At 37.3% G+C, this 22,557-nt stretch carries 24 protein-coding genes; 6 read left to right on the top strand and 18 right to left on the bottom strand.

Annotation, left to right across the window (positions count from 1 at the left end):
• Positions 1-267: 267 nt before the first annotated feature.
• From GY23_RS05060 to GY23_RS05120, 13 genes are all read right to left on the bottom strand, one after another.
• Positions 268-2,169 (bottom strand): LTA synthase family protein, encoded by a 1,902-nt coding sequence (locus GY23_RS05060; RefSeq protein WP_075618083.1) that lies wholly within the window; start codon positions 2,167-2,169, stop codon positions 268-270.
• 406 nt (positions 2,170-2,575) lie between these two features.
• Positions 2,576-2,776, bottom strand: a complete 201-nt coding sequence (locus GY23_RS05065) for a YqgQ family protein (protein ID WP_075618084.1) — start codon at positions 2,774-2,776, stop codon at positions 2,576-2,578.
• Between the two features lie 4 nt (positions 2,777-2,780).
• A complete protein-coding gene (locus GY23_RS05070; RefSeq protein ID WP_075618085.1) occupies positions 2,781-3,353 on the bottom strand; it encodes a 5-formyltetrahydrofolate cyclo-ligase in 573 nt (190 codons plus the stop codon).
• A gap of 54 nt (positions 3,354-3,407) precedes the next feature.
• Positions 3,408-3,557: a 50S ribosomal protein L33 gene (gene rpmG / locus GY23_RS05075; protein ID WP_016426933.1), complete on the bottom strand. Its 150-nt coding sequence runs from the start codon at positions 3,555-3,557 to the stop codon at positions 3,408-3,410.
• A gap of 233 nt (positions 3,558-3,790) precedes the next feature.
• The gene (phoU, locus tag GY23_RS05080; protein WP_075618086.1) at positions 3,791-4,450 is read right to left on the bottom strand and encodes a phosphate signaling complex protein PhoU; all 660 of its coding nucleotides are present in this window, start codon (positions 4,448-4,450) and stop codon (positions 3,791-3,793) included.
• A gap of 21 nt (positions 4,451-4,471) precedes the next feature.
• Positions 4,472-5,296 carry a phosphate ABC transporter ATP-binding protein PstB gene (gene pstB / locus GY23_RS05085; protein ID WP_075618087.1) on the bottom strand — a complete coding sequence of 275 codons (825 nt, stop codon included), beginning with the start codon at positions 5,294-5,296 and terminating at the stop codon, positions 4,472-4,474.
• A gap of 27 nt (positions 5,297-5,323) precedes the next feature.
• Positions 5,324-6,202 carry a phosphate ABC transporter permease PstA gene (gene pstA, locus GY23_RS05090; RefSeq protein WP_075618088.1) on the bottom strand — a complete coding sequence of 293 codons (879 nt, stop codon included), beginning with the start codon at positions 6,200-6,202 and terminating at the stop codon, positions 5,324-5,326.
• A gap of 1 nt (position 6,203) precedes the next feature.
• Positions 6,204-7,151 carry a phosphate ABC transporter permease subunit PstC gene (pstC, locus tag GY23_RS05095; protein WP_075618089.1) on the bottom strand — a complete coding sequence of 316 codons (948 nt, stop codon included), beginning with the start codon at positions 7,149-7,151 and terminating at the stop codon, positions 6,204-6,206.
• Between the two features lie 75 nt (positions 7,152-7,226).
• Positions 7,227-8,165 carry a PstS family phosphate ABC transporter substrate-binding protein gene (locus tag GY23_RS05100; RefSeq protein WP_075618090.1) on the bottom strand — a complete coding sequence of 313 codons (939 nt, stop codon included), beginning with the start codon at positions 8,163-8,165 and terminating at the stop codon, positions 7,227-7,229.
• A gap of 360 nt (positions 8,166-8,525) precedes the next feature.
• Positions 8,526-10,736, bottom strand: a complete 2,211-nt coding sequence (locus GY23_RS05105; protein WP_075618091.1) for a peptidoglycan D,D-transpeptidase FtsI family protein — start codon at positions 10,734-10,736, stop codon at positions 8,526-8,528.
• Positions 10,737-10,994: 258 nt separating this feature from the next.
• Complete coding sequence (locus GY23_RS05110) at positions 10,995-11,603, bottom strand: superoxide dismutase (protein WP_075618092.1); 609 nt, start codon at positions 11,601-11,603, stop codon at positions 10,995-10,997.
• Positions 11,604-11,722: 119 nt separating this feature from the next.
• On the bottom strand, positions 11,723-12,202 hold the full coding sequence (locus GY23_RS05115; RefSeq protein ID WP_075618093.1) for a DUF456 domain-containing protein: 480 nt from the start codon (positions 12,200-12,202) through the stop codon (positions 11,723-11,725).
• Between the two features lie 81 nt (positions 12,203-12,283).
• Positions 12,284-13,915, bottom strand: coding sequence for a Na/Pi cotransporter family protein (locus tag GY23_RS05120; protein WP_075618094.1), 1,632 nt, complete (start codon positions 13,913-13,915; stop codon positions 12,284-12,286).
• 181 nt (positions 13,916-14,096) lie between these two features.
• Here GY23_RS05120 and GY23_RS05125 point away from each other — a divergent pair, with 181 nt between their 5' ends.
• From GY23_RS05125 to GY23_RS05140, 4 genes are all read left to right on the top strand, one after another.
• Positions 14,097-14,603: a DUF1189 family protein gene (locus GY23_RS05125; protein ID WP_245827575.1), complete on the top strand. Its 507-nt coding sequence runs from the start codon at positions 14,097-14,099 to the stop codon at positions 14,601-14,603.
• Between the two features lie 48 nt (positions 14,604-14,651).
• Entirely contained in the window at positions 14,652-14,984 is a 333-nt protein-coding gene (locus tag GY23_RS05130; RefSeq protein WP_075618095.1) for a hypothetical protein, read from the top strand.
• A gap of 94 nt (positions 14,985-15,078) precedes the next feature.
• The gene (ispG, locus tag GY23_RS05135) at positions 15,079-16,185 is read left to right on the top strand and encodes a flavodoxin-dependent (E)-4-hydroxy-3-methylbut-2-enyl-diphosphate synthase (protein ID WP_075618096.1); all 1,107 of its coding nucleotides are present in this window, start codon (positions 15,079-15,081) and stop codon (positions 16,183-16,185) included.
• 15 nt (positions 16,186-16,200) lie between these two features.
• Positions 16,201-16,779 (top strand): hypothetical protein, encoded by a 579-nt coding sequence (locus GY23_RS05140; RefSeq protein ID WP_075618097.1) that lies wholly within the window; start codon positions 16,201-16,203, stop codon positions 16,777-16,779.
• 354 nt (positions 16,780-17,133) lie between these two features.
• Here the strand turns inward: GY23_RS05140 and GY23_RS05145 are convergent, their stop codons facing one another.
• From GY23_RS05145 to GY23_RS05155, 3 genes are read right to left on the bottom strand one after another with little or no spacing between them, the layout of a single operon-like run.
• Entirely contained in the window at positions 17,134-17,544 is a 411-nt protein-coding gene (locus GY23_RS05145; protein ID WP_075618098.1) for a Fur family transcriptional regulator, read from the bottom strand.
• The gene (locus GY23_RS05150; protein ID WP_075618099.1) at positions 17,541-18,407 is read right to left on the bottom strand and encodes a metal ABC transporter permease; all 867 of its coding nucleotides are present in this window, start codon (positions 18,405-18,407) and stop codon (positions 17,541-17,543) included. Before GY23_RS05150 ends, GY23_RS05145 begins: the two co-directional genes overlap by 4 nt.
• Positions 18,400-19,176, bottom strand: coding sequence for a metal ABC transporter ATP-binding protein (locus tag GY23_RS05155; protein ID WP_075618100.1), 777 nt, complete (start codon positions 19,174-19,176; stop codon positions 18,400-18,402). The genes GY23_RS05150 and GY23_RS05155 overlap by 8 nt, the downstream gene beginning before the upstream one ends.
• A gap of 103 nt (positions 19,177-19,279) precedes the next feature.
• Between GY23_RS05155 and GY23_RS05160 the strand changes: the two genes are divergently transcribed.
• Positions 19,280-19,522: a hypothetical protein gene (locus tag GY23_RS05160; RefSeq protein WP_075618101.1), complete on the top strand. Its 243-nt coding sequence runs from the start codon at positions 19,280-19,282 to the stop codon at positions 19,520-19,522.
• Positions 19,523-19,620: 98 nt separating this feature from the next.
• Here GY23_RS05160 and GY23_RS05165 read toward each other — a convergent pair whose 3' ends face one another.
• Positions 19,621-20,508, bottom strand: a complete 888-nt coding sequence (locus GY23_RS05165; protein ID WP_075618102.1) for a deoxyribonuclease IV — start codon at positions 20,506-20,508, stop codon at positions 19,621-19,623.
• 14 nt (positions 20,509-20,522) lie between these two features.
• The gene (locus tag GY23_RS05170; RefSeq protein ID WP_075618103.1) at positions 20,523-21,824 is read right to left on the bottom strand and encodes a DEAD/DEAH box helicase; all 1,302 of its coding nucleotides are present in this window, start codon (positions 21,822-21,824) and stop codon (positions 20,523-20,525) included.
• 123 nt (positions 21,825-21,947) lie between these two features.
• Between GY23_RS05170 and vrrA the strand changes: the two genes are divergently transcribed.
• Entirely contained in the window at positions 21,948-22,556 is a 609-nt protein-coding gene (vrrA, locus tag GY23_RS05175) for a VrrA/YqfQ family protein (RefSeq protein WP_075618104.1), read from the top strand.
• Position 22,557 lies beyond the last annotated feature (1 nt).

The raw sequence follows: 22,557 nt of genomic DNA on the forward strand, positions 1-22,557 counted from the left end.
ATAACATGGAACTTTGTTTCAAAAAATAAAAAAAACTGAGCAAACTGATACCCGTCTAATATTGTTTCTTTTGCTGCGCAGAACCAGCATAGGCACCTTACAAGTGGTAGCACAGCGAGAAGACTGATTAGTGATGTTCTGCCTGGCTTCTCGCGGGAGCCTCTCTTGATGGTAGAATAAGCTTTGAACAGTGGTTCCCGCTAGTTCAAAATTAAAAAAAACCGTCAAAAAGTAGGTTCACTTTTTGACGGTTAAAGAAATGAAGAATTATTTAGATTTTGTTGTTTCTTCAGTTAAGAGATGACCGGTTTTTTCGTCGTAAAAACGAAGTAAGTCCCCAATAATAATCTGATCTGAATATCCGAGTTCTTCAGCAGCACGATCTATATACGGAGCACACGCTTCAGCGTCTGTTTCTTCACCTGTTTCTTTGTCATAACAAACATTCCCTGCGTAGACAACTTTGTCAGTAACGAATCTGCCATCACGGAAAACCGTAAATTCTTCATGATCTTCAGAGAAAATGTCCGCTCCCAATTGCATATCTTTACTCGTTTCAACACCTAATAGGTGCAGAATAGTTGGTCGAATATCAATTTGTCCAGATACTTCCTCAACAACTTCACCTTTATTTGATCCTGGAATATGAACAAACATTGGCACACGTTGTAATTGTGCACTTTCAAAAGGTGTGACTTCTTTCCCAAGATATTGAGCCATTGCCTCGTTATGGTTCTCAGAAATACCATAATGGTCACCATACATAACAATAATTGAGTTTTCATATAACCCTTTTTCTTTTAAGTCCTCAAAAAGATTTTTAACTGATTCATCCATATAACGTACTGTTTGGAAATAACGATTTAACGTACCCGAGTTAGAATCATACTCCGGGATTAATTGATCTTCTTCTTCCAAATGGAACGGATAGTGATTTGTTAGCGTAATTAAACGAGAGTAAAATGGTTGTTGCATTTCAGCCATATGATTGACGGATTGCTCGAAGAACGGAATATCTTTCAATCCCCAGTTTACTTTATCTTCTTTTGCCACTTCATAGCTATCTACATCATAAAATTGATCCACATCTAATGCATCATACATAATGTCACGATTCCAGAAACTCTTGTTGTTCGCATGCATAACATTTGTAAAATAGCCTTCATCATTTAATCTTTCAGCCATTGAGTTATACGTGTTCCCACTGTTTGTGAAAAATACTGCCCCGCCACCTAAACCATACAAACCATTTTCAACAATAAATTCCGAGTCGGAAGTTTTACCCAATCCAGTTTGATGGTATAAATTCGGGAAGTAATAAGTATCTTTGTCTGTCGTTAATTCATTTAAGAATGGAGTAATAACTTCCCCGTTCATTTCTTCATTCACTACAAACGATTGCATGGACTCTAATGATACAACAATTAAGTTTTTGCCTTTTGCAGTACCAAATACTTCATAATTTGGTTCTGCTTGATTAGAACGCACATAGTTATTAACTTCAACTAATTCACTGCCGTCTGCCAATGCACGTTGAGCATGTGATTTAGATTGAATATAAATATCGTATAAATGATAGTTATATGTCCCGATATTTTTCACCAATAATTCACGATCGAAGCTTCGTGTCAGCAATTGTGGACGTTCAGTTTCAGAAAGTCCTAAATTCAAGAATAATACTGCGGCAGCTAACACAAAATAAGCACGACGAATAGCCGGTTTGACGATTGCCACTTCTTTTGCATTTGGCAACCATTTCACTGCAGCAAATAACAGAATTACATCAATAAAGTAAATAAGATCGGTAGGGTATAGTGTTGCAGCTGCCGAAGCACCTAAATCACCGAAATTGCTCGTTTGGAATAATACCGGCAATGTGATGAAATCACTAAAGAAACGATAAAAAGCAACGTTTGCATATAAAATAATTGATAATATAGTACTTGTTATTAGTAAATATCGATTTCTGGCTTTAACGGATTTAAAGAAAAGTGAAACTCCATACGCCATTAGCAAGAAGCTTAATGGATTAATAAACAAAATTAATTGTTGCATTGGATTTTCAATTTTCATATCAAAACTTGTTTGATACACCACATATGTTTTAATCCATGTTAATAAAATGGCTACCAGTAAAATCGAATGTTTAGGGTATTTAATTTTTTTCATTTCCTAACATCCTCCTTATTACAATTGTATTTGGAATTTTTCTCTCATAACGTTGACGTAATAATTCCTCATTTATTCAATGAGGTAATCGACAGCTTTTCAATTTATGGATTTTTGAATCAGAAATGCAATTTATCCATCCTACTGTATTCAGCATGTAGTGTAAACATTAGTATATCTTAATCCTTTTTTAGTAACGATGCAACCTGTATTTAAGATCGTCAGGAAAAAACGAAATAATGACAGGCAATCATCGCTCAATTTCTCCAGTACCCTATATAAGACGAATGAAACAAAGAAAAGTTTCGTATTTTACAAAATTAAGTAGAATTCTATTTAGTTCTCCCTAAATTAACCAATTAAAAACAATCCAAGTCATTGAAACTTAGATTGTTTTTAGAATCACTTATTGAGAATCTTTTAATCGAGCCATTTCTTTTCTTAATATTAATATAGCCATTTGATAATCGCTCGTATCCATCATCTGCGATTTGTACAATACTCGGATTTCATCTTCCATGAGTATTAAATCTGCTTGTCGATCCGTTGTATAAATAAAGGTTCCAAATCTTTTTAGATATTGCATGACATCATATATAGATTTCATTTTTTCACTCCATCATCGCACATTGAATCCGTTTGCTTTCGGTCATAATATATTTTACTGGCAAATCGAACTGCTGAACAGGGACACACTCGACTACTTGGCAATCGAATGCCAACGAAATGGTTAGTCCGTGATAACGACTTAAATAGCGATCATAATATCCCCCACCAAAGCCAATTCGGTATCCACTCCTATCAAAGACTACACCAGGTACAATTAACAAGTCAATTTCTGAAGGGTCAACTTTACTAGTCACTGCCGGAATTGGTTCTTTCAGTTTCATATAAACTACTTCCAGTTGGTCGAATGAAGTAATTTTATAAAAGATCATTTCCCGGGTTGTCGGATTACATTTCGGAACAACTACGCTTTTACCTTGAACCCAAAGGCTCTCAACGATCCCCCATGTCTCTACTTCTGGAAATGACGATAACGTAATGCCGATGACTTCCGATTTTTTAACGTTTTCTTCTATTAATAGATTACTTTTTATTTGATTAGATTTAAGCTGGTGTTTTTGAGGATCCATGTTATTCAGTGTATGTATCATTTTTTTTCTTAGTGTCGACTTTTCCATATTGATTCCTCCATGAAAAAAACCAAAACCTAATTAGGTTTTGGTTAAATGTTTTTATTTTGTTTCACGGTGTAAAGTCATTTTCTTTTCACGTGAGCAATATTTTTTCATTTCAAGACGTTCCGGGTTGTTACGCTTGTTTTTCTTAGAAATATAGTTGCGCTCGCCGCAATCTGTGCAAGCTAGTGTGATGTTAACGCGCATCATTATCCCTCCCACTCTAATCAGGAATCATTTTTAAATCTTTATGAGCATGATTTATACGACTAACCTATTATATCACACTTGATTCAAAAATCTACTGCCAACTTTGATTTATTATTAGAAAATCTCAAAGTATCATTCTAGATACTTTGAGAATGTAGAACTTTAATGAAATTTTCATTCGAAAGGGCACTGCCTTTAGTCTAAACAATTAATGACTTCAATAAAAATGATCAATTATTTAATTCATAGTGTTTACCTTTTACTAAATAGAATAATTGCTCAGCAATATTAGTTGCATGATCTGCAGATCTCTCTAAGTAACGGCAAACAAATGATAGTTGTGTTACTTGACTTAACATTTGAGGGTTTTCCGTGCCAACATGCAGTAATTGTTGTATGGTTTGCCCATATAATTGATCCACATGGTCATCTAGTTCTGCAATTTTCCGGGCTTCTACTATGTCTTCTTCTATAAATGCTTTCATTACTTCAGTTAACATGTTAATTGTTCTTGTCCGCATTTCTTCAATGTTTTTAATAGGGGCAACAAAATCCGCTTTTCCTAATCGAATCGCTTCTTTTGCAATGTTCACCGCATAGTCCCCCACTCGCTCCATATCGTGGGCGGCTTTAAGCATAACGATTAAACGTCGTAAGTCTGTTGCTACAGGCTGTTGCTTGGCTAACAATAATATAACGCGATCATTTATTTCTTCTTCCCTGCGATTGATATGATAATCGTTTTCGATAATTGACAATGCGGTATCCACGTCATGGCTTAATAGGGCATCAATTGAATTGTTTAATGTTGAGATTGCTAATTTACTCAATGCTAAAAATTGTTCTTGAACATCTCTAAGATCATGTTCAAACTTTTCTCTAACTACCATCTTCGCATTTCCCCCTTATAATCAACCGAATCGACCTGAAATGTAATCTTCTGTACGTTTGTCAGAAGGTGTAGAAAAAATTGTATCTGTCTTATCGAATTCAATTACTTCTCCATTTAAAAAGAATGCTGTTTTATCGGAAATACGAGCTGCTTGCTGCATGTTATGAGTCACAATGATGATTGAATAATTTTGTTTTAGTTCCTGTACCAATTCTTCGACTTTTAATGTTGAGATTGGGTCAAGTGCTGAAGTGGGCTCATCCATTAAGATAACGTCTGGTTCAATTGCTAAAGCTCTAGCTATACAAATTCGTTGTTGTTGACCTCCAGAAAGTCCATAGGCATTTTCATTCAAGCGATCTTTTACTTCATCCCAGATTGCAGCTCCGCGCAAACTTTTTTCGACAATTTCATTTAACGTTTTTTTGTTTTTAATTCCATGAATTCGAGGGCCGTATGCAATATTATCAAAAATCGACTTTGGAAATGGATTTGGTTTTTGAAACACCATGCCGACCTTCGTGCGCAATTCCTCTACGCCGTAATCTGCATCGAGAATATTTCGATCACGGTAAATAATTTGGCCCGACGTTTTGACAGATGGCACTAATTCTACCATACGATTCAAAGTTTTGATATATGTTGATTTCCCACAACCTGAAGGTCCAATAATTGCTGTAACTTCATTTTCTTTAATGGCTAAGTCAATATTTTTAAGTGCATGATGACTGCCGTACCATAAATTCAGTTGTCGTGTATCGTACACAATGCCCGAATCTGTGACTTTTTGATTTGCCTTGTTACCATTTGTTCCATTTTGATTGTTTACATTCAGTTTAACCATTTTGAAACCCCCCATGCCTAAATTGGCTTAATACCGCTTTTGGAACTTATTTCGAATAATCACTGCGATTGAGTTCATTAGTAGCAAGAATATCATTAACACTATTATCCCCGCAGACGCCACATATTGAAACTCTTCTTGTGGTCGTTTAGCCCAATCAAAAATTTGCATTGGCATTGCAGTGAATTGACTAAGTAAGTTATTCGGTAAAAACTGAATAATCACTGGGATACCGATTACTACGAGTGGTGCAGTTTCACCAATTGCTCGTGATAGGGCTAATATTCCCCCTGTTAATATACCAGGAATCGCTGAAGGTAAAACTACTTTTGCAATCGTTTGCCACTTGGTTGCTCCCATTCCGTAAGAAGCTTCGCGTAATTCATTTGGTACTGCACGAATTGATTCTTGTGAAGCAACTATGATTACAGGCAGTATCAACAAACTCATCGTAAACCCGGCAGCTAAAATACTATTTCCAAGTGCTAAGGCACGTACAAAAATCGTTAAACCGAGTAAACCGAACACAACTGATGGAACACCTGCTAAATTCGCGATATTCATGCGAATGAAATCATTGAGTTTGCTTTTCTTCGCATATTCTTCCAAATATATAGCTGAACCAACACCTAATATCAATGAAACTGGTGCCACAACCGCCATCATCCAAAGTGAGCCAACTAGTGCCGCTTTAATTCCAGCCTTTTCCGGGAAGCGTGACCCAAAGTTTAATAAGAAGTCCAGGGATAAATACCCCACACCTTGACTGATGATTCGATAAAACAGTATTCCCAAAGCTAATAATGCAAATAAAGTGGCCAAAAAGAATATTGTTTTGAACAATTTATTTACAATCATTCTGCTATTCATTCGCTTGACAACTGCCGCATGATCAATATATCTCATCCTAATATTCCTCCCTAAACCGTTTTGAAATCGCATGAGCTAACCAGTTCATTAGCAACGTGAAGAGGAATAGAGTAAAACCGACAGCGTATATTGAGTAGTAGATTGTCGTTCCGTAACCAGCATCACCTGTTGATACTTGAACAATATAAGCAGTCATCGTCTGAATGGAACCTGTTAAATCACCATCAAATCTCGGCGTTGACCCTCCTGCAAGTGAAACAATCATCGTTTCACCAATTGCGCGTGATATAGCAAGAACAATTGAAGCCATTATACCCGATAGGGCGGCTGGTAGGACGACTTTCATAGCCACCTCAAGTTTGGTCGCTCCAAGGGCTAAGGCACCTTCTCTGATTGATTTCGGAACAGATGTCATCGCATCTTCTGAAAGAGAAGCAATCATAGGTAAGATCATGATCCCAACTACAATACCAGGACTTAATGCATTAAAGATTTTCAACCCTGGAATAAATTGTTGTAATAATGGCGTCACAAATGTTAAGGCAAAGAAACCATAAACTATTGTAGGTATGCCAGCTAATACTTCTAGAACTGGTTTTATAACACGACGCGTTTTATCGTTTGCAAATTCACTTAAGTAAACTGCCGATGCCAATCCAAATGGTACAGCAACAACAACTGCAATAAGTGTTACTTTAAGTGTTCCTGCAATTAATGGCAAGATCCCGTAAAGTGGTTCATTATTTGAGAATGGCAACCATTCCGTACCCAATAAATAATCCAGAAATGGTACTCTTTTGAAAAACTCAAAGGTTTCAAAAATCAGTGTAAAGACGATACCGAACGTTGTTAATACCGAAATAGAGGCAATAAGAAAAAGGATAATTGGAATGGATTTTTCAACCCAAAATTTCCCTTTTTTCCCTTTTTGTTTTGCAATCATTTCTTGAACAGACATTTTGGCTGTTTGTTCATTTAATGCCATTTGAAATCCCCCTTTACTCAAAAAAGAAGAGAGTAGCACCGCTGCTACTCACTCCTCACCCGTATGTGAAAGAACTTATTTCAGTCCTTCTAAAGCTTCAAGATCTTTATCGTATTCTTCTTCTGGTAAGCTGACATAACCTACTGCTTCTGCCATTTCACCAGCATTATCAAGTGTGAATTTCATGAAATCGTAAACCGCTTCATTTTCTTTCACTGACGAGTTTTTCACATAGACAAACAATGGACGAGATAGTGGTGAATAATCACCAGATGCAATCGTTTCGTTTGTTGGTTCAACTCCATCTATTTTAACGATATTCATTGAGTCCTTGTTCGATAAGTAGTAAGCGTAACCGAAGAATCCAATCGCATTTTTGTCACCTTTTACGCCTTGTACTAACATATTGTCATCTTCAGAAAGTGTAGCAGATTTCACGATATCTGCATCTTCAAGAATTACTTCATTGAAGTAATCAAATGTACCGGAGTCTGTACCTGGTGCGTAGAATACAACTTCTTCATCTGGCCATTCAGGGTTGATGTCAGACCATTTTTTCGTCGTTCCATCCTCTACCCATAACTTTTTAAGATCTTCAACAGTTAAGTCAGTTGCCCAATCGTTTTCTGTGTTTACAACAACCGATAAACCATCGTAAGCAATTTCTAATTCAGTATAATCAATTCCAGCTTCTTTAAGTTTAGCTGCTTCTTCTTCTTTAATAGGACGTGAAGCATTTGAGAAGTCTGTTTCACCTGCAATAAATTTTTCAAAGCCCCCACCAGTTCCAGATACACCAGCTGTTACTTTTACATCAGGTTGTACTCCTGAATATTCTTCAACTAATGCTTCCGTAATTGGAGCAACTGTAGACGAACCGTCACCATTTACTGATCCTGATAAGCTTACTGTTTCTTTTCCATCTTTTCCGGTACCTTCTTCATTACCACAAGCACCAAGTACGAGGCTTGTGCCAATCATTGTAGAGATCATAAAGAATTTGAAGTTTTTCATCTGTCTAGTTCCCCCTAAGGTTGGTTGGTTGTTTGCCTTACAAATAATACTATACGGTTTTAATGTTGAGGACATATAAACGAATTGTAAAGAGATTGTAAACTCACTTAAGTTCTATATGTGTTTCATTATCATGGCTTTTTCCTAGCACATTATACACTTCATTTCTGGTATCTTTTTGGTTTTTCATGATAAAACTAATTCGGTTTTTTTGATTAAAGCATTAGACCTTGTTCAACGATCTGCATACTCATTTATCAAAGGTATCCTATTTAAAAGGAATCTTTTTATATGGGGATTTGTTGTAAATCAAAAAAGGCTGATCCTAAAACTTTAGGGTCAGCCTTTTTTGTCTAACATTTATTCAATTGACTTTTTGATTGCTTCTTTTATTTCTGCGTCTGATAATGCGGGCTGAATCGTGTGTAAAGTTGAAGAATCATTTTCTTCGGTGTTTCCTTTTTTCTTTTCTATAGCAAAGTAAGCATCTACTATTTCACGTGCTAGAATCGTAGCCGTGCTCTCATATAATCCATTATAAAAAGGTCCCCATGGAACGACAACAGCATAAGCGATTTCTGGATTATCAAATGGGGCAAAGCCTATGTGGGTCGTATTTATTGTTTTCTGTCCAAAATTTTCACGTTGCGGTCCATAGTAAACTACTTCGGCTGTACCAGTTTTTCCTGCTGCATCATATGGTGCATCCCCAAAATATTTTCTCCCTGTTCCCTGATTACCGAAATAAACTCGAGACATCCCTTTTTTAATCTGTTCAATTTGTTCTTGTGTATTATTAATTCGATTTAATACTGTCGGTCCAATTTCTGTAACTAGTGGACCCATGGTGGTTCCATCTTTTGATGGTTCTCTTATTTCTTTTACAACATGCGGCTGAATTCGATTGCCTCCATTGGCAATCGTTGAAACAAATTGTGCTAGTTGTAGTGGTGTATATGTATCAAACTGCCCAATTGTTAAATCCATCAGTTTACCAGGTTTATTTTCAGTTCCACGATAACCGGCAAATTCACCTGGTAAATCGATACCTGTAGGCACACCTAGTCCAAACTGTGAATAAGAATTGCGTAAGACACTAAAAGCGTCTACACCATTATTTATGCTGATCGGTTGATCATATTGATAGTTAGCCTTAGCTATTTTGAAACCGATTTTAAACATATAGACGTTTGAAGACCGTTCAAGAGCCTGCAAGTCACTTACCTGAACTCGAGAGTGTCGATTAAAAACTGAACTTTTTGGATTGGTCCCTTTAATTTTAATCGGCTCATCGATTAAAATATCATTTATTTTAATGGCCCCTTGGTCATAACCCGTTAAAATAGTCGCTGGTTTAACTGTTGAACCCATTTCATATGCAGTGGTAAACGTTCCATAAGCATAGTCACTAATTTCAAGTTTACCGGTCTTCTCCGACTTACCTATTTGTTTACCTACTATTGAAAGAACATCACCTGTATACGGATCCATTATAACAACAAATGCTCGGTCCAATAAGTTCGAACCATTTTTACCCTTCATTTCAAACAATTCAGTTTCCACAAGCTTTTCCACGGTTGCTTGAAGTTCACTATCTATCGATAAAACCAAGTCTTTACCGGGCTGGCCTTCAAATACAGTAGCAGTTTCGGTTACTGTCCCTTTACCATCCGTAATATTTTTTACGACAGTTTTTTGACCTTGTAGGATTTCTTCATATTGTTGTTCGATGTAACTACTCCCGACACGATCATTACGCGTGTAATCCCGAGCTAAAAAGTAGTCAAGTTTAGATTTGGGAATCCCCTCTTTTGGGGATGTGGTGCTGCCTAAAATTGCCAAAGATGATTTAGGCACTCGAACCCAATCTGTCGTGGTGTTAACGCCTTTCATATCACTTAAACGTTCTGAAACACGGGCAAACTCTTCTGGAGTTACATCTTCACTTTTAATAATTTGTGGAGACAACGCATAGCCAGATGCCATTTCCCGATAAATTGCTAATACTTCAAGTTCATCTTCCGTTAAAGAATTAAGATCCTTTTCCGTAACACGTTCTCTAACCCACGTATCGATTTGACGTTGAATATCTAATTGAGTTAGTGATTCATCTGCCAATAATTTGTTTTTTTCTGTTTCTGTTACTTTTTCATAGGCTTCTTCTTTGTTTAACATAATCCAATAATCTTGTTTATCTCGCAAAGTAATATCATCAGATGATTTATCGATCAGTCCTGCTAATTTCTTTGCAATGGTAAGCATTTCCTCTTGTTTGGTCGTTTGCAATTTCGTATATGTTATCGCATTTTTCGGCTCATTATCTACTAAAATCCGGCCTTCACTATCATATATTCGACCGCGCGGAACGCTTGAATTGACAGGTACTTCCTCAGTTTTTGCTAATGCACGGACGTAATCTTCTCCTTGAACAATTTGTAAAAATCCGAGGCGTAAGATGAGGATAGAAAATAACAAAAAGATAGAGAAAAAGAGGATATTCATACGAAATGCAACATTTGCACGAAGTTTGGCTTTTACACTTGCAGCCCTTTTTTTAGATATTTTACGCACTGTGGCAGATCTCCTTCTAGCTCATTTCCTGTTTAGTAGTATACCATTTTAGACAAGAAAAACACACACCCATTTGACGATATGGACGTGTGTTTGGTTTCACCAATAAAAAATTTGAATAGCTTGTTTTAAGTGTCAGCTCAGATTTTTACTTGCAAAGGCAGTCAATACCCGGTATATGATTTTGATCTTTCACCGATTATCTCTTTCCACATTTCCAAGAGTAAAGCTTGATAGACACATAATGCTTTTCATTTACTATTTTGCAGATTCGAAACGTTTTGAAACTTCATCCCAGTTAACTACATTCCAAAAAGCACCAATGTAATCAGGACGACGGTTTTGATAGTTTAAGTAGTAAGCATGCTCCCAAACATCTAAACCTAGTAGAGGAGTTTTACCTTCCATTAATGGAGAGTCTTGGTTTGGTGTAGAAGTAACTTCTAATTCACCATTGTTTACTGCTAACCAAGCCCAACCTGATCCGAAACGAGTTGTTGCAGCTTTAGCGAACTCTTCTTTGAAGGCATCGAAACTACCAAATTTAGAATCGATTGCTTCTGCTAGTGCACCTGATGGATTACCACCGCCGTCAGCAGATAGTAGTTCCCAGAACAATGAATGGTTTGCATGGCCACCACCATTGTTGCGAACAGCAGTACGTGCAGATTCTGGTACTGCATCTAAATTAGCGATTAATTCTTCTACTGATTTGCTTAGAAGATCATCGTGACCAGCAAGTGCATTGTTTAAGTTCGTCACATATGTGTTGTGATGTTTCGTGTGGTGAATGTTCATTGTTTCTTTGTCGATATGAGGTTCAAGTGCGTCATACGCGTAAGGTAATTGTGGTAATTCATAAGCCATGTGTCATTTCCTCCTAAAGGATCTCAAATATTGTATTAACAACTCTTAGCGTATCAAACTTAGTTCTTTCATTCAAATAATTTCAACTCTATTTAGGTAATTCAGTCTTTCGTCTGAACTTACACAAATAAAACAAAAATGATAATCATGATAATTTGAATGATTCCTTTTGTGAAAACTGAAGTCAAGAAACCAATTACGGAACCAAATCCTGTCTTTATTGCTTGTTTGATCGTAGTCCGCGAAAAGAGTAACTCAGCAATAAACGCACCTAAAAACGGACCAAGTATGATTCCAGCGAAGGGAATAATGAATGGGCCAATTATCAATCCAATTGTACTCCCCCATATCCCAGCCTTACTTCCACCATACTTCTTCACGCCAAAAGCATTTGCCAACATATCTGCACCAAACAGTAGCACAACAAAAAACGATTCAATTACCCAAAATCCCCAAGGTAATTCTGTGAAGGAAAAAAACAATCCATATAATAAAAACCCACCAATAACAAAGACAACTGCTGGAATGATTGGGTAGACTAGACCGATGAAACCAATAATAAAACATGCAATGATTAGAAACCATCCAACAATTTCCATGTATAAACCTCCAATAAAAAATCTCCTCTGTATCGTGCCTTACATCACAAGGGATGTAAAGCACAAGAGGAGATGATGCTATTATGCTCGTTTCCCTAAGACTGCTTCCGCAATATTTACTGCGTGATCACCAATTCGTTCTAAATTACTGACAATATCAACATAAATGATTCCCGCATGAGGAGAACAAGTACCATCATTCATACGCAGAATATGATTCTTACGGAATTTACGTTCCATTTTATCAATTAGATCTTCTTGTTCAGCTACTTCACGTGCTAACTTTTCACTACTTGTATCTAATGACTCCAATGCTTTTTGGACTGTTTCAATCGTTAATGTAAACATCTCATCAAGATCGTCCATTGCATCCCCTGTTATCTTTACGTGATTAACGAGTTGATGGTCAATCAGTTCGATAATATTTTCAAAATGATCACCTACACGTTCAATGTCGCGAACGGTCTCCATTAATAAAATATGTCGAGTAGAATCAGAATTTGATATTGACTCTGCAGAAATTTTCACTAAATAATCCGTGATTTTATTGTCCAAATTGTTTATGGCGTCTTCGATTTGATAGCCTGTTTCTGCGTGTTTTTTATTGCCTGTTTTTAAATACTCATATGTTTCTTGTAGACCTTGAACACTAAAGTGACCCATACGAAGTATTTCTTCTTTCGCTTGTCCAATCGCAATTGAAGGAGCTGTATATATAAAGTGTGGATCTAAAAGTTTCGGTTTATATTCGATGATCACTTCTTCACCTGGTATGAACTTCGTTACCAAGTAAACCCAAGCACCAATCAACGGAAATTGAATTATTGTATTTACCACGTTAAATGTCCCATGTGCAAAAGCAATTTGCATTTTCGCTTCTAAGCCAAAGACACCGGTTAACCAAACTATGTAGTTCGTAAATGGTACCAAGAAAATCATGAAAATTACCGTACCAACCACATTAAATAAAACATGTGCTGCGGCTGCACGACGAGCGGCAATTGATGCACCTATTGAAGCAAGGACTGCTGTAATGGTGGTACCAATATTATCACCGAAAAGAACCGGTAAAGCTGCCTGTAGGTTCAAAATATCTTCTGCATATAACCCTTGAAGGATACCCACTGTTGCGCTGGAACTCTGGACAATTAATGTAAATACTGTTCCGACAATAACTCCTAAAATAGAATACTCACTCAAGTTAACTGTTAACTCTATAAAGGCAGGCAGTTCACGTAGTGATTTCATTCCCCCACTCATTAACTCCATCCCTAAGAATAATCCACCAAAACCAAAAATGACTTCTCCTAAATTTTGAATTTGATTTTTCTTAAAGAAGAAAATAAGGAATGCACCAAGTGCCATTACAGGCAATGCATATACGCCTACATCGAATCCAATAATAAATGCAGTAATGGTTGTCCCAATATTTGCACCCATAATTACCCCGACTGCTTGTCGCAGTGTCATAAATCCGGCACTTACAAGACCTACCGTAATGACAGTTGTACCCGAACTGGATTGGATAAGTACAGTAACCGCAATACCGACAAGTACACCCATGAATGGATTCGTTGTGAATCGATCGAGAATATCACGTAAACGGTCACCAGCTGCTTTTTGCAGGCCATCTCCCATATATTTAATTGCGAATAAGAAGATTCCTAGACCACCAATGAATTGAAACAGCATTTCTTGCCAATTAAGTTCCACGTTCCGTTTTCAACTCCTAATTCGACAATTTCCAACAATCCCAATTATGAAGAGTTCAACATCGTCATGTAAAGTCATTCACACAATATTTACAATAACTTAACAAACCAAAAATTGTTCTTTTTTTGTTCAAATGTTTATTTAAACCATTCAGTACATCGTAGTATGATGTATATAAGGAGTGATTCTCTTGACTTTAACACAAATATTCCTAGCTTCAGTGGCAAATCCTAAGAAAATGGCCGCATTTCGATTATTACCAATTGGAAAAATCATTCAATTCGTATTTATATTTGTTACGTTTATTTCTCTATTATCTTTTATTCATTTTTCAGCTGGTTTTAAACAAGACTCGTCAAGCATCACGGGGTTAAGTGAATATATTGATGGTATGCAATGGATTCTATACCCACTCGCTTTTATAATCCAATTTATCATGTCAACTCTATTAGTATTTGTGCGTATTAGTATTTTAGCTTTTGCGGGCATGATGATTTTAAAACTCTATAGACGACGTGGTGAATATAGACATGTGTGGAGAACTACAGCAGTTGCTTATACCATTCCAACGATTCTATCGATTTTATTACTTTATATCGGATTATCTGATAGTTGGATAACACTTGTCACAACCATATGTTGTCTCGTCTATCTCGGATTAGCACTAACATATTATCCAAAAAAATAAGTATAATCCCTTTTTATTTGACATACGTTGAATAAAGGGGGATTTTTTATGCGAATAATTGGACTTGCTATCTTAATATTAATACTTTCATATATTGTTAAAGAAGATTTACTGGAGGGTACAATTTCTATGGCCTCTTTCTCGGAGGCAGAACCTGTTTGTGTCAAAGAGAAGGCATATGAAGTCTTTCCAGTCCAAACTGTTGAAGGCGATACCGTTTTATCTTTGTTCGGTGTATACCCTTCAGAGGTTTGGGTTAGCTATCCCGACCGCCTAGAAGCTTTTTACAGTGAGAATCCCCATTTACGCAAACAGGCCCTTCAGGGAGGCGAAAATGTTAAGGTTCCCATATATAAAGACACACAATTGTCCTGTTCCTAGGAAACAATAAACGTTTCTTCCTTGTCAATTCCTTTTCAAGACTGCTAAAATAAAGAATACAGAAGGCTGTTAGCCCGAAAAGGAGAGAATTTTCATGAGTGAAGTACTTCATCGTTCAAAAACACGCCCAGTTCGTGTTGGTGACATTACTATAGGTGGTAGCAATGAACTATTCATACAAAGTATGACTACAACAAAAACACATGACGTCGAAGCAACGGTTGCAGAAATTCTTCGTTTAGAAGAAGCTGGCTGCCAAATTGTTCGAGTAGCCTGCCCAGACGAGCGTGCAGCTAATGCAATTGCAGATATTAAAAAGCGGATTAATATTCCACTTGTTGTGGATATTCATTTCGATTATAAATTAGCTTTAATAGCAATAGAAAACGGTGCGGATAAAATCCGGATTAACCCAGGTAATATCGGACGCCGCGAAAAAGTCGAAGCGGTTGTAAATGCAGCAAAAGCAAAAGGAATTCCAATTCGTATTGGGGTAAATGCAGGCTCACTTGAACGTAAAATTATCGAGAAATATGGCTACCCTACTGCAGACGGTATGGTTGAAAGTGCACTACACCATATTAAAATTCTTGAAGATTTAGATTTTCACGATATTATCGTTTCATTAAAAGCTTCTGATGTCAGTTTAGCCATCGAAGCATATGTCAAAGCATCTCAAGCTTTCGATTACCCACTTCACCTTGGTATTACGGAGTCTGGAACTTTAGTTAATGGATCAATCAAGAGTGCAGCTGGTCTAGGTGCACTGCTAAGTCGCGGTATCGGAAACACACTACGCGTTTCGTTGAGTGCCGATCCTGTAGAAGAAGTAAAAGTGGCAAGAGAAATGTTGAAAGTCTTTGGTCTATCTTCAAACTCAGCAACTTTAATTTCATGTCCAACCTGCGGACGTATTGAAATTGATTTAATTTCAATTGCCAATGAAGTCGAAGAATATATTTCAACAATCAAAGCTCCAATAAAAGTGGCTGTACTTGGATGTGCCGTAAACGGTCCTGGAGAGGCTCGTGAAGCGGATATTGGCATTGCGGGTGCACGTGGCGAAGGTTTGCTCTTTATGAAAGGCAAAACCGTTCGGAAGGTCCCTGAAGCTACGATGGTAGAAGAACTGAAAATTGAAATTGATAAAATTGCACAGGAATATTACGACAAGCAAGCACTTGAAAAAATAAACGCATAAAGGAGTAATTCGCATATGTCAAACTACCGATTCGGTATCGATATAGATGGGACTGTCACATGTCCTACTTCTTTATTGCCACATATAAATAAAGCTTTTTCTTGTAACCTCGTGCTAGACGATATTAAAGAATACGATTTAACAAAAGCTTTTCCTGTATCACCCGAAGACTTTTACAAATGGTTCAAAGTAGCGGAGCCTGAAATTTATGCAACGTCCCCCATACAAATTGATGCACACGGAATTTTGACTCAATGGAAAAAAGAGCATGAGTTGTATTTCATTTCCGCACGTGGTCAAAATGTTTTGGATGTAACTTACCAATGGTTTGTTGAACAAAACTTGGCATTTGATCATATCGAACTGATTGGTACACATGATAAGATTGAAACTGCTCGAAACTTTAACATTGATGTCTTTTTTGAAGATAAGCATGACAATGCTGTTGGGATTGCCGAAGAATTAAATATTCCAGTATTGCTGTTCAATACACCGTATAATCAACAAGCGGTTCCTAAGGGCGTCATACGCGTCAATAACTGGCTAGAGGCAGACGCATGGATCCAACATTCATTTCTAACACAAAAAGCGTGAGGGCTTATCCCCTCACGCTTTTTTATAGTAGCAAAGTTAAATAACTGTCTTTATCGTGCATTTGCACTGCCGCAGGTTCCGCATGAGCCAACAAGAATGAAGAGCACAAACTTGTGGGTCTCATTCTTCACGCTTTTGCGGCTGGCTAGGTGCAAATGCACTCTTTTATTTACAATGTGTAGGGCGACGGACGCATAACCCCCGCAAGATGATTTGAGAAAAGAGGGATGATGATGTGACCAAGTCACATCATCATCCCTCTTTTTCTTTTGACCATTTTGCAGTTGTTTAATGGCCAAAGTATCCACAAATCCTTCATACAGCCCTTGGTATAATTACAGAGGTTACATGATGTTAAAGACATTCAGGACATTTCCCATAAATCTCAAATTTATGATTGTCTATTTGATATGCCGGTAATTTTTCTTCTAGCATATCCATTGGACATAAATGAATTTCTTTGATTTTTCCACACGTCATGCAAATGAAATGATGATGATGATGCTCTGTTTCACATTGCATTCGGAAATGGCGTTCACCCGTCAATTCAGTTTCTTCTAATATCCCTAGTTCTACAAAGGTACTTAAATTACGATAAATTGTATCATAGCTCATTCCAGGGTAATGTTTTTTCATAACATTCAGTAAGTCACGGGCCGTCAAATAATGTTCATTATCAACAAATAAATTTAATATTTGTTCGCGTTTATCCGTCTTTTTATAGCCCTTTTCTTTTAAAAGATCCCATGCCCTCGTAATATTCATACGACACTTCCCCCTTCGTTTTTCATGACAATACTCAACCAAATCTTCTTACCTATTAACACGATTAGTAAAATAATGATTGAGGTCACGACAATTGTACCTCCGGGAGCGATATTCAAATAGAAAGCAATCACAAGCCCCAAGATTACGGCAGCTTCTCCAAAGACTACTGCATACAGAATAGCTTGTTTAAAACTCTTAGCTAATCGCATGCTTGCAGCCACTGGTAACGTCATTAACGATGAAACGAGTAGAATTCCTACAATACGCATACTCGCAGCGATAACAAGTGCTGTGACGATCATAAACAATAGATGCACCCATTTGGCAGGAAGCCCTGATGCTTTTGCATATTCCTCGTCAAATGACAACAAGAATAATTCTTTGAAAAATAATAGTAAAAACGTGATGACAATAATGGCAATCACGATTACAATCCATAAGTCCTGGCGGCTAACGGCAGATACGGATCCGAATAAATAACTAAATAAATCAGAACTAAAGCCATTTGCCAATGAAATAAAGATAGCGCTGAATCCGATACCCGCTGACATAATAATCGGGATCGCAAGTTCTTCGTAATGCTTATATAACCTTCTCAGTCTTTCAATTAATACCGAACCAGTAACTGCTGCAACAATGCCTAAATATAATGGGTTCAACAGCGCAAAAAAAGCGTAAGATTGACTTAAGAATAAACTGCCTGCAATCCCAGCTAATGTCACATGACTCAAAGCGTCTGCAATGAGAGACAATCGTCTAACGACAATGAATACGCCAAGCAATGGAGCGATTAATCCAATGATTATTCCTGATGCAAAAGCATTTTGTAAAAATTCATAGTTTATTAATGCTTCAATCATTGTGTTCCCTCACTTTTGTATGGTGAATTTTTCTAACTGAATGACCATACCAAGCCTGTAAGTCTTCATCACTTATTTGGTTAAAATCATTTTTAAAACCATGGAAATGGATGGTTTGATTCAAACAAGCAACATGGCTTATTTGGTTCGACACGGTATCCACATCATGTGTCACGAGAATAAGTGTGATATGTTGTTCCCTATTCAAATGAGCTAGCATATTATAAAACGACTGTACATGTTCATGATCTATCCCAACGGTTGGTTCGTCTAAAATTAGACATTTAGGTTCTGCAACAAGTGCACGTGCGATAAATACTCGTTGTTGTTGACCACCAGATAACTCTCCAATAGATTGTTTCATAAACTTTTCCATGCCGACTGATTGTAATGCCTTTTCTACTCGTATGGACGCGTCCTTTGGGTACTTCTTAAATAAACCTGTTTTCTTAACAAGTCCGCTTTCAACTACCTCGAAAACAGTAGCTGGAAATCCTGTGTTAAATGCGTTGGACTTTTGGGAAACATAGCCAATCCATTCTCTATTCTTAAAATCTCTACTTTTTTCACCAAATAACTGAACATCCCCTGAAGTTGGCTTTAGTAGACCTAAAATAATTTTCAATAAAGTTGATTTACCTGAACCATTTGGACCTAGTACGGCCAAAAAGTCACCTTGTTTTACTTGTAAAGAAATGTTTTTCAATACGATTGTCTGATCGTATTGAAAAGAAACATTGTTAAGTTCAATATCATATGGCGCATTCATATAGCCCGCCTCTTTCTAATTCATAATCATTACGATTTACAATGGATTAGTATAACGAAGAAATGAGAAGAAGTAAACTCTATTATCTTGAAAGGATGAAGTTATGGAAATATGGGAACTAATTCAAGCCATCAAAGATAAATCAGATGATGAAATCGCTAAGATGACAAGTGCACTTCCAGTACCCTTATCCCCCCAGGAAGTGAAGCAAGTTCGACCGATCTTTGATAAAGCATCGCTACAATGGTTATTGTTTGGTCCACCAGCAAATGTTCATAAGCAACTTGCTGGTGTATTGGGTCAAAAGCGAACAAAAAAACTTTTTGATTATTTCGGACTTAAATAATCACTTCCATCATTCAAGATATGTCTATGGGTACTACTAAAAGTTCATCCAATAATCAAAAGAGACTCAAGCGTTTTCCGCTTGAGTCTCTTTTTGATTTAAGTACGTAAATTGTCAATACTTTCTGGCATAAACGCTTGTTTCTTAAACATCTCAATTTCGTACAAATAAGGTGGTTTCTTATTTTTGGCGTCAATTCCGACAAAAGGTGTTTCTAAAATTTTGGGAACCGTTGTTAATTGTGGATGATGCACAATTTTGTTGAGTGCCTCAAAGCCAATTTCACCAAAACCAATATTTTCATGTCGGTCTTTACTAGCACCACGAACATTTTTACTATCGTTAATGTGGAGAACTTTTAAACGATCGATACCAATCAACTGATCGAATTGATTCAATACACCATCAAAATCTTCCACAATGTTGTATCCAGCATCATGTGTATGACATGTGTCAAAGCATACTGATAATCGTTCATTATTCTTTACGCCAGAAAAAATTTGTGCAATTTCTTCAAATGAACGTCCGCATTCAGTCCCTTTACCCGCCATTGTTTCCAAAGCGATTTGTACTGGGAAATCTTGTGATAGTACTTCATTCAAACCTTCGATTATCTTTTTAATGCCTTCATCCGCTCCAGCACCAACATGCGCACCGGGATGCAAGACGATTTGTTTTGCACCCAATGCCGCAGTTCGCTCGATTTCTTTTTGTAAAAACTCGACACCGAGTGCAAATGTTTCAGGCTTTAGTGAGTTACCGATATTGATAATGTATGGAGCATGCACAACAATATTCGACAATCCATTTGCCTTCATATGTGCTTGTCCTGCTTCAATGTTTAATTCTTCAATGGGTTTACGTCGTGTATTTTGTGGTGCCCCCGTATAAATCATAAAAGTAGATGCACCATATGATGTTGCTTCTTCACTTGCAGCCAGCAACATTTTCTTTCCACTCATGGAAACATGTGAACCTAATAACAATTTTATAAGCCCCTTTACTTTTTACGGTTTTTAATGCGACGTTCTCTTTTCTTAACTTTGTCCATTTCCCATCTCATGTTACGTTTATATCCAGGTTTCACTTTTTTAGGTTTACGAACTAAAGATTTAGCTTTTGCATCAATTTCATCTTCAGTCGTTTTCTTGCGGTTTTTACGTGTGTGACGTTCTTTTAATTCAGACCATTCACCATCAATTACATCAACATGAACAAATGGAATTCCCATTTTTTCGATGCGAATAATCGCGTCTTCATCTGTTGGTTCATACAATGTAATAGCAGTACCTTTTAATCCAGCACGAGCTGTACGTCCAACACGGTGAATAAAGAACTCCAAATCATCTGGAAGCTCATAGTTGATCACGTGACTTACACCTTGAATATCAATTCCGCGTGCAGCGAGGTCAGTAGCAACAATATATTGATACTCAAGATCGCGGACTTGTTTCATCATACGTGTACGTTCACGTGGAGCTAAGTCTCCATGAATACGTCCCACACGGTATCCAGCTTCAGCTAAATAATTCGCTACATCATCCGCATTCTTACGCGTATTCGTAAATATGATGGCTAAATATGGGTTTATGCCATTTAATACTTCTACTAAACGTTTCTTTTTCGATTTACTACGCACTGGTACTAAATTAAAGACAATACCTTCAGCAACTGGACGTTTATCGCCAATATTGATATGCACAGGCGCGTTCATGTATTTCTTCAAGAAAGGCTGTAATCGTTCTGGAATTGTTGCAGAAAAGACGAACATTTCTAAATTATCTGGCATTTTACCTGCAAATGCGTCAATATCTTCAATAAAACCCATGTCAAAAGCAAGATCTGCTTCATCTACTACTAAGAGCGGGGCTGTATGAACAAGCAATGCATTTTCATTAACCAAGTCTTTAATACGTCCAGGTGTTCCAACAACAATATGGGGTTGTGTTTTTAATCGGTCAATCGAACGTTGTTTATCAGTACCACCAATAAATAATTTCGTTTGAATTTCCGTTCCTTCAGTTAACTTGCCTAGTGCTTCAAAGATCTGAGAAGCAAGTTCACGTGTTGGAGAAGTAATAATCGCTTGTAATTCATTTTTTTCTGTACGAATGCGTTGGACAATCGGAATTAAAAAACTATGCGTTTTCCCTGTACCCGTATGTGCTTGGCCAATCGCACTTTTCCCTTTTAGAATCAAGGGAATCATTTCTCTTTGAATCGGTGTTGGATCTGTAAAACCTAATTTATTTATGGCATCTTGTAAAAAAGGTTGAAAATCGTAATCTGTATATTTGGACATTTTAGTCCCTCCTGACATTCTTTCATTGTACCATGTTTTGTCTATTTTGAAGACCATCTGCTAATCATAGTTGTTCTATGGTTACTGCGTCAACTAACTGTTTATTTAGAAAGGAGTTTAATTATGCGTTATCAATCATTTTACCCGTTTTCACAGTCCAATACTCCTAATACACCCCAGCAATTTCCCAATCCTCACTCACAACTTCCGAATGGTTCTCCACATATGCCGTTTGGTTTAGGCAATGCTAGGGGGCCAGCCGCTCCCAATCGATCATTTGGTCCAGGCAATCCTGGAATGCCTAATGGACAAGGAAATATGGGAGCGATTCCTTCTGCTATGAGTCGACTATTCGGCATGGGGAATTCAGGGGGGCAAGGTGGGATGGGTTCAGGAAACCCAGGCGGCCCCTCAGGACCGAATGGAATGTTTGGGGAAGGAGTAGCTGGTGCTGCTGCAGCAGCGAATCCAAATCGAGTAGAACAATACTTACAAACCGCTGAACGTTTTATGTCAACCGCACAACAGTTCACACCAATGGTGAAACAAGTTGCACCATTGGTACAAAACCTCCCTGCAATGTGGAAACTCTATCGTGGTTTTCAAAACATGCCCGATGCCACAAGTAATGTAGCCAGTACTGTTGCCAGCAATGTTGCTAGCAATATCGCCTCGTCTCCGCTTCGATCATCCGGAGTTTCACTTCCTAGAATTTTCCAACCTCCGATTTGAG

The organism is Paenisporosarcina indica, assembly GCF_001939075.1.
Classification (GTDB): domain Bacteria; phylum Bacillota; class Bacilli; order Bacillales_A; family Planococcaceae; genus Paenisporosarcina; species Paenisporosarcina indica.